Consider the following 1,382-nt stretch of genomic DNA (forward strand, 5'->3'; position numbering starts at 1 on the left):
GGCAGCGCCTGCTGCGATGACGCCAGCGCGGGCGCCGGCTCGCGCAGGCCGAGGCCCGCATCGGCCGCTTCCCACGGCGCGGCGTTGAACGGCAGCGGCTCGGCGGCCGTGCTCGTGACGAGGCTGGCGTTCATGCGCGCTCCCCCACCGCCAGCGAGGCTGGTGCGACGATCGGCAGCGGCGTGACCTGGTGCTCGCGTGCGATCGCGATGTCAAGGATCGAATCGAAGTCGCGCGGTTCGCTGAGCGCCTGCACGCCGGCCTCGCGCGCCTCGCGGAAGCCGCAGTGCTCGGTCAGGCGCACGCTCTCCAGCGGCGCGAGCTTGCCGTCGCGGATCAGGCCCCACACCTCGCGGTAGCTGGCCCGGCCGGCCCGCCACGGCCGCGTCTGCGCGCCCGGCGAGCCGCTGCGGTGCTCGTCGCCCGGCGGCACCGCATCGCCCGGGTTGATCACCTCGCGGTACGCGAACTGGTAGTCGCGGTGGCGCCAGTAGCCGGGCAGCGCATGGCCGTCGAGCAGGAACACCACCGGGTGGATGTCGACCAGCTCCAGGCAGGCGGCGAACAGCAGCGTCAGGTCGATGCAGGTGCCCATGCGCGCCGCGCGCACCGCGCTCGGCGTGCGCAGCCGCTGCGAATCGAGCGCGCGGTTGTAGGTGGGCGGCGGGTTGATGTAGCCGAGGTCCCATTCGTGCAGCAGCGCCGACCAGATCGCCTCGACCTGCAGGTCGACGTTCTCCAGGCTGGCCGGGTCGGCGGACGAGGCCGACTGGTAGCCCTCGAAGCCGGCGCTCGGGTCGTCGCGGATCACCCGCACGTAGCGCTGCGCGAGCGTGATCGCGCGCTCGACCGCCGGATCGCGCGGCAGCACGAACGACGGCAACCACACGCCGCTGGTGCTGTTGTCCAGCCACTGGTCGACCGGCATCAGCCGCATCGCATAGGTGTCCTTGTGGATGACCTGCCCGCCCACCATCACCTGCACGAACAGGCTGCTGACCACCGCCTCGGAGACCGAGCGCATCAGCCGCGCCGTGAGCGGCATCTTGACGCGCGCGCCGAGGCTGGTGCGCTCCTGCGTCAGCTCGATCTCGGCCTCGTAGCGCGCCCGCTCGATGCCGCAGTTCAGCTCGACCAGCACGTGCGCCCGCGTCGCCGGCTGCGTCACCGCGCCGCGCAGCTCGAAGCGGTGGAACAGCGCGCTGCGCCGCTCGGCCGGATCGCCCTGGTTGTGCAGCTCGGCGTAGTTGAACTCGGTGYGCGGCTCGACGACGGCGCGCAACGGGGCGCGCCGTACCGCCGTGGAGACAGCCGCCGATGCCGCCGCGGCAGGTGCGACGCCGGCCGCGCTGCGCTGCGCCACCAGCGGCGCGCGCGCCCAC

The 1,382-nt window shown here is 73.4% G+C and carries 1 protein-coding gene; it reads right to left on the reverse strand.

What is annotated here, in order from left to right; all coding sequences use genetic code 11:
- Window positions 1-130: 130 nt before the first annotated feature.
- Window positions 131-1,382, reverse strand: a 1,252-nt coding sequence (locus AC1D01_RS34735; protein ID WP_477874068.1) for a hypothetical protein, incomplete at its 5' end; no start/stop codon positions are given.

The organism is Rhizobacter sp. P3_B12 (genome assembly GCF_056402895.1).